We start from the raw sequence: 6,732 nt of genomic DNA on the forward strand, positions 1-6,732 counted from the left end.
ACAGGCCGAAAACAGAAATGTTCCTACAGGCAGGGCAGGCTGACGGAACAAGGTTACGGATGCGCATTGACCCAAATGCTGTTGTCCTGGTAATACTCCTTCTTCCAGATGGGAACGGTTTTCTTGAGTTCATCAATCAGGAAGCGGGTGGCTTCAAACGCCGCATTACGGTGTGCCGAGGCCACCCCCGTCACCACCACCGGTTCCCCTATCTGCTTTTCGCCCAGCGCATGCAGGATGAGCAATTTCTCAATGGGCCAGTTCGCCTTCGCCTGGTTCGCTATTTTCTCCAGCTCTTTCAGGGCCATGGGCGCATAGGCTTCAAACACCAGTTTGACCACCTGCTTTCCCTGCGCGTGATCGCGAACGGTCCCTATAAAAAGGTTTGTGCCCCCGGCGGCTGGAGTCTGCAAATACTGAAAGGCTTCGTTTAGGTCAATTTGATTAACTAGTTTGATTAGCATGTTGTTATGGTTTACCCGCCGCTTACCGGCGGAATAAGCGCAATTTCCTGATGAGGCGAAAGGAGCGCGTCATCCTCGGCGTACTCACTGTCAACGGCCACCGCCAGGGAGCTAAGGTTCTTCAGCTCCGGGTACTGTCCCGCCAGCCACTGTTTCAGCTGCCCCACCGTCTTAGGGCGTTCTGCCGGCTCCACCTGAAGATGGGAGGCACCCACTATGTCTCTCGTTATCCCGAAAAGGAGAATGTTCATGAATTTGGTTTTGGTACGGATAATAATGGCCTACTCCATTTTATCCGGCTTCGTTGTCTAAAGCTACCGCACTTTCACCTACCCGCCAAAAAAAGCAGGAGGCGCTGTTCTGTTTTGGAGCTGTTTTGGTAAAAACAGGCCAGAAACGGGAAAGGTTACAGACGCCCGCAACTCCTCCGGTTGATACGGGGTCTTAGGCGCAGGCGGCACAGCGGGGCAGGCGTAGGTTCTGTTTTTGGGCTATTTTCCGGAAAACGGGCCAAAAACGGCATAGCGGTGTTCCTGCTCCCTGCGGGAGAAGGTCAGGAGAAGGGGAGATGCGGTTCAGGTTGTTATGGCAGAAGCTGCTGGCACAGACGCTCGCAGGTCTGATAGACGCTACGAGGTCTTATGAGCAGGCGGCACAGCGGAGGCAGGCGTATCGGGACCCACCCCTACCCCTCCCGGGAGGGGAGTGATCTGGCATGCGTGGGGGCAAATGTAAGGGGCCAGGACTCAGTAATGCGTAGATCTCGGCTTTCTAAGATTTGCCATTCCGGACAGAGTACCTGCGGATTTGCAATCCGCGGCCCTGCAGATCAAATATGCCGCTGTTGGGATTGATTATGAATGCGTGGGGGCATGTGCTGTGTGACATATATCTGGCATGCGCGGACCTGCTGGTGTAAACATCCCCCTTCGCCCCCTTCAAAGGGGGGGGCGAAGTGAGTTCTGAGTCTTGAGTCCTGAGTCCTGAGTCCTTTCTTTTCCCTTAGGCAATTCAGCACGAATGAAGCAGCTATGCCTGGTTTCGCTGCCGCGCCGCGAGGGCAGCCAGAGACCGCCCGTCACGCCGCTCTTCCGGATTTATAATCCGGAAGCAGGTACTGAGGGGATTTGTAATCCCCGTTACGCCGCCTTTGTACAACTATTACTGCGGATTGCAAATCCGCGGGGAGTCTTGATTCGGGATTGCAAATCGCGAACAGCGGAGAAAGTAAAAGCCCTCTGCCTCTAAGGGGGGGGCGGGAATGCGTGGGGGCGTATGCTACACGCCCCTACAGCAATGCGCGTCCTCCTGTGTAAACATCCCCCTTCGCCCCCTTCAAAGGGAGAGTATCAGGCAGCGTTAGAAGGCACGGAAGTAACTTCCGCGCCATAGAGGAGCTATAGAGGGCAGAGGTAATGTGAGGCTGCCGCCTCATGGAAGCTGAAAGCTTCCGCCATTATAGGTCCAGGTTGGAAACCTGAACCAGAGAAAGTGACAAACCAGCAGCAATAAAAAAACAATACTTCTGCCCCTGGCTGATGTGCGCAGCACGGGCTCGCCTCAGGCTAGCGGATCAGTAACAGTTACCTGCAGAAACAGACAGAGCAGCACAAGCAGTTACAGGAGAGGAACAGCAACCAGTCCTGGGGGTAAGCGCCTCTGTTAATACGGTGCCGCATCAGCGGCAACGCCAAAGGCGTAGTTTTAACAGCAGTGCTCACCGGCAGGACGGGGCCCCGCGGCCGTGAGCGCTTACCGGAAAAGATGAAACATCACAGTGAGTGAGGCACCGGAGCAAACGGTAAAGCCAAGGCAACAGCAGACTCCGCCTTCCTGCAGCAGCCAAGGGAACAGCGAACTACGCATACCTACGCCTGCTGCAACAACAATGAAACAGAAACGCTTTTGAAGCCCTGCTTCCAACCGCACACTGCCAAGGCAACAGCAGACTTCGCCTTCCAACCGCAGCCAAGGGAACAGCGAACTTCACATTCCTGCCACAGCCACAACCTACCAGGCAAACCTGCAGCTGCTGCAACAGCTCCCACCGCCACGGTAACAGAACCCTTACCTCCGCAAAAAAGAAAACTATAAAACCATTTCGGGGCTGTTTTCCCAAAAACAGCCCCGAAACAGCTACAGCAACTTATCTAAGGTGATGGGTAACTCCCTTACCCGCTTCCCGGTGGCATGAAACACCGCGTTGGCAATAGCGGGAGCCACACTCACTATCCCTATTTCACCCAGCCCTTTCGCGCCCAGGGGGTTCACAATGGCATCATGCTCCTCCACAAAAATAACCTCAATCTGCTGCACATCGGCGTTCACCGGTACGTGGTACTTGTCCAGGTCATGCGTCATGAAACGGCCTACGCGGCTGTCCATGACCGAATGTTCCTCTAACGCCACGCCAATTCCCCAGACTGCCCCGCCTAAGATCTGGCTGCGGGCGGTTTTGGGGTTGATGATGCGGCCACCGGCAATGGCGCTGACAATGCGGGTCACCTTGATGGTGCCCAGGTCTTCGTCTACCTGCACTTCCACAAAGGTGGCTGAGTGGGCGTAGGGGGAGTAGTTCTGCTGTTCTTTGGCCGGTTTCAGAGAAGCCTCTACCTCAAGGGGGGAGCCCTTGGCTTGGGCAAGAACCTCGGCAAGAGAGACAGACTGTGCCGGGGCCTGGGTGACAAACAGGCGTCCGCCGGAAAAGGTGAGGTCTTCGCGTTTGGCGTTTGAGAAAGGCGAGTTCTCCAGTTTCTGGGCCAGCTTCAGCAATTGTTCCTGTACTTGCTCACACACGGCCTTTACCGCAGAACCCACAGATGAAACCGTCCAGGAGCCCCCTTCCAGCGGAGATTTGGGAAGGGTGGAGTCGCCTAATTTGAACGTAACGTCCTCCAGCGGGAGCCCCAGCGTCTCAGCCGCTATCTGGGCCATGACCGTGTAGGTGCCGGTGCCAATGTCGGCGGTGGCGCTGCTCACTGTCAGTTTGCCTTCAGGGGTCAGAACGGCTTTGGCGGCCGCCTCCTGCTGCTTGGCCTCCCAGGCACCCTGGGCCACGCCCCACCCAATGAGCTGGTGGCCTTCCTTCATAGACCGGGGCGCTGGATTTCGCTTTTCCCACCCAAACCTGGCTGCCCCCTGGCGGTACGCCTCCCTGAGCTCCTTGCTGGAGAAGGGTTTGTCTTTGTTGTAGTCTTTCTCTGAATAGTTTTTTAGCCGGAACTCCATCGGGTCCATGCCCACCTGGTAGGCCATCTCGTCAATGGCGCATTCCAGGGCGTAAATGCCGGTGGTGCCGCCCGGGGCCCGCATGTCCAGCGGGGTGTACACATCCAGGCCCACCAGTTTGTGGGTCAGTTTCACATTGTCACAGGCATACAGTACCCCCGGCCAAATGACCACATCCTCAGAGTAGTCTTCAAACCGCGAGGTCTCAGCAAACGCATTTTGCTCCAGTGCCTGCAGCTTGCCGTCCTGGGTGGCGCCCAGGGCAAAGCGCTGGACCGTTTTCGGCCGGTGGCCGAAGGAAAACATCTGCTGCCGCGTGAGCATGAGGCGCACGCTCCGTTTCAGTTCCCGCGCCGCCAGCACCGCCAGAAACAGCTGGTACTGCGGCCGCAACCCAGACCCGAAGCCCCCGCCTACATACTCAGACACCACATGCACGTCCTGCAGGGGAATCCCGAAGGCGTGGCTCAGGTACTTCTGGCTGTTCTGCACCCCCTGAATTTTGTCATACACGGTCAATTTGCCGTCCTGGCCGTAGATGACTGTGGCGGCGTGCATTTCCATGGGGTTGTGGTGCTCTGCCGGGTGGCTGTAGGCTTGCTCCAGCTTCACCGGGGCGTGGGCCATAGCCTCCTCTGGGTTGCCCCAGGGTTTAGGCGGCGGACTGGATTTATAGTTGGGCGGCTCGTACGCGTGTATGAGGTTCTTCTCGAAATCAGTCTCCTGTGGCTCCTCCTCATAGGTTACCTTCACCAGCATACCCGCATAACGGGCCAGTTCAAACGACTCTGCCACCACCAGCGCAATGGGCTGCATACTGAACGTGATTTGGTTGTTGTACAGCGGCCGGAAGGGGGAACCGGGCGGAGAGTCCTCGTCCTGGTAGTGGGAGTCCAGCCAGGTGTAGCCGGGGCGGTTCTCATGGGTAAAGATATGCAGCACCCCCGGCAGCTGCTGTGCTTCAGAAAGGTCTATGCCTGTGATCCTGCCTTTGGCAATGGCACTGTTCACCACAAAACCATACACCAGGTCCGGGGCGAAATATTCAGCGGCGTATTTGGCCTTTCCGGTTACTTTTTCTCTGCCGTCTTTGCGGTTGGCGGGTGTTCCTATGTGGTGCGTGTTCATGCCGTGGTTTTCCTTTCTTTGGCTTGTAGCAGCGCCCGCACAATGGCCCGCTGCGCTAGTTCAATCTTAAAGTCATTGTGCCCGTAGCCTCTGGCGCCCTGCAGGTACGCCTTGGCCAGTTTCTGGAAAGTAGCCGGGGTGGCTTCCTGTCCTTTCAGAAGTGCTTCGGCCTCTGGCAGGCGCCAAGGTTTATGCGCCACGCCACCCAGCGCCACTCTTATGTCTTTGATGGTGTCACCGTCCAGCTCCAGGGCCGCCGCCACAGAGACCAAGGCAAAGGCATAAGATGCCCGGTCCCGGAGTTTGAGGTAAGCGTAGTGCTGAGAAAACCCTTTAGACGGCAACTCAATGGCAGTGATGATTTCATCTGGCTGGAGGTTGGCGTCCAGGTGGGGCGTATCTCCCGGCAGCCGGTGGAAGTCCTGGAACGGAATGGTTCTTTCCCCCGCTTTCCCTGTCACGTGCACCGTGGCCTCCAGGGCCGCCAGCGCCACACACATATCTGAGGGGTGGGTGGCAATGCAGGATTCGCTGGTTCCCAGAATAGCCAGGTCCCGGTTATACCCCTTGATAGCCGAACAGCCGGAGCCGGGTTCACGCTTATTGCAGGGAGTGTGGGTGTCATAGAAGTAGTAGCAGCGCGTGCGCTGCAGCAGGTTGCCCCCGTCTGTGGCCATGTTGCGCAGCTGGGCGGTGGCCCCGGCCAATATAGCGTGCGAGAGGAGCGGATACCGTTGCTCTACCTGGGGGTGATAGGCCGTGTCAGCGTTCGTGACCAGGGCCCCCAGCAGCAAGCCGCCTTCTCCGGTTTGGTCAATAGACCGGTGGGCTATCTGGGTGATGTCAACCAGGTGGCTGGGCCGCAGGACATCAATTTTCATCAGGTCCAGCAGGTTGGTGCCGCCGGCAATAAACCTGGCTCCGTCAGTAGACACCTCTCGTACGGCTGCCTCTACATCTGCTGCCTGTGAATAGGTAAACGGTCTCATTGGGCGTGCCTCCTTTCCAGCGCTTCCTGCGCCACCTGCACAATGTTGGTGTATGCGCCACAGCGGCAGATGTTGCCACTCATGAGGTCCCTGATCTCCTCCAGAGTCTTCGCCTTTCCTTCATTTACCAGCCCAATCACTGAGCAGATCTGCCCCGGGGTGCAATAGCCGCACTGGAACGCGTCATGGTCTATGAACGCCTGCTGCACGGGGTGCAACTGGTCGCCCTGAGCCAGGCCCTCAACAGTGGTGATATCTTTGTTTTGCTGCATCACTGCCAGGGTAAGGCAGGAGTTGATGCGTTTGCCGTCAACCAGAATGGTGCAGGCGCCGCATTGGCCATGGTCACAGCCTTTTTTGGTGCCGGTGAGTTGCAGGTGTTCCCGCAGGGCGTCCAGCAGCGTTGTCCAGGGGGCGAGTTGTAGCTGGTGCGAGGTTCCGTTCACGCTCAGGGTGACGGAACGGGTTTCGGGCAGGGTAGGCCGGTGGGCGTAGTCTGCTCCCGAAGAGTTGTCTTTGTTCATGAATGACCGGTTGTACGGGTGAAACATTTGGCCAGGCTGCGCTTACTCCCCTCAGACGCGTGTCTGCGCCTATCCAACCGCCGGTGCAGGTGCATCTGCCACTTTCTACCAGTACGGTGACGGCGCAAATACAGTTAAGGCCGCAGACAGAATAACTTCTGCAAGACCAGTTATTCTTAACAGGAGCGGAGGGGCTTTTCAAATGCTTCAGGAGCAGATGGTCTTAAATAGCCGCAGGCACCTACGTAGAGGCTCCGGCTGCTCTTCTATTGTAAAAGTGTTCGCTCAAAAAATTGGGGTGAAGGCGAAGAAGTGAAACGCAAGAAGAAGCGCCGCAAGAAGCCGGCCAATCGTCCGCAAGCAGAAGGCGGCGGGCAAGTACCAGCCGCCAACCCAACT

General features: G+C 57.2%; 5 protein-coding genes. All 5 read right to left on the reverse strand.

Annotated features, from left to right (window positions below; all coding sequences use genetic code 11):
* Positions 1–53: 53 nt before the first annotated feature.
* Entirely contained in the window at positions 54–464 is a 411-nt protein-coding gene (locus A8O25_RS00955) for a molybdenum cofactor biosynthesis protein MoaE (RefSeq protein ID WP_066829536.1), read from the reverse strand.
* Positions 465–475: 11 nt separating this feature from the next.
* Positions 476–715, reverse strand: a complete 240-nt coding sequence (gene moaD, locus A8O25_RS00960; RefSeq protein ID WP_066829537.1) for a molybdopterin converting factor subunit 1 — start codon at positions 713–715, stop codon at positions 476–478.
* A 1,885-nt stretch (positions 716–2,600) separates the two neighbouring features.
* The gene (locus A8O25_RS00965) at positions 2,601–4,820 is read right to left on the reverse strand and encodes a xanthine dehydrogenase family protein molybdopterin-binding subunit (protein WP_066829539.1); all 2,220 of its coding nucleotides are present in this window, start codon (positions 4,818–4,820) and stop codon (positions 2,601–2,603) included.
* The gene (locus A8O25_RS00970) at positions 4,817–5,809 is read right to left on the reverse strand and encodes an FAD binding domain-containing protein (protein ID WP_066829541.1); all 993 of its coding nucleotides are present in this window, start codon (positions 5,807–5,809) and stop codon (positions 4,817–4,819) included. The genes A8O25_RS00965 and A8O25_RS00970 overlap by 4 nt, the downstream gene beginning before the upstream one ends.
* A complete protein-coding gene (locus A8O25_RS00975; protein ID WP_082893375.1) occupies positions 5,806–6,333 on the reverse strand; it encodes a (2Fe-2S)-binding protein in 528 nt (175 codons plus the stop codon). Before A8O25_RS00975 ends, A8O25_RS00970 begins: the two co-directional genes overlap by 4 nt.
* Between the last annotated feature and the right edge of the window lie 399 nt (positions 6,334–6,732).

Source organism: Rufibacter ruber (assembly GCF_001647275.1).
Lineage (GTDB): Bacteria > Bacteroidota > Bacteroidia > Cytophagales > Hymenobacteraceae > Nibribacter > Nibribacter ruber_C.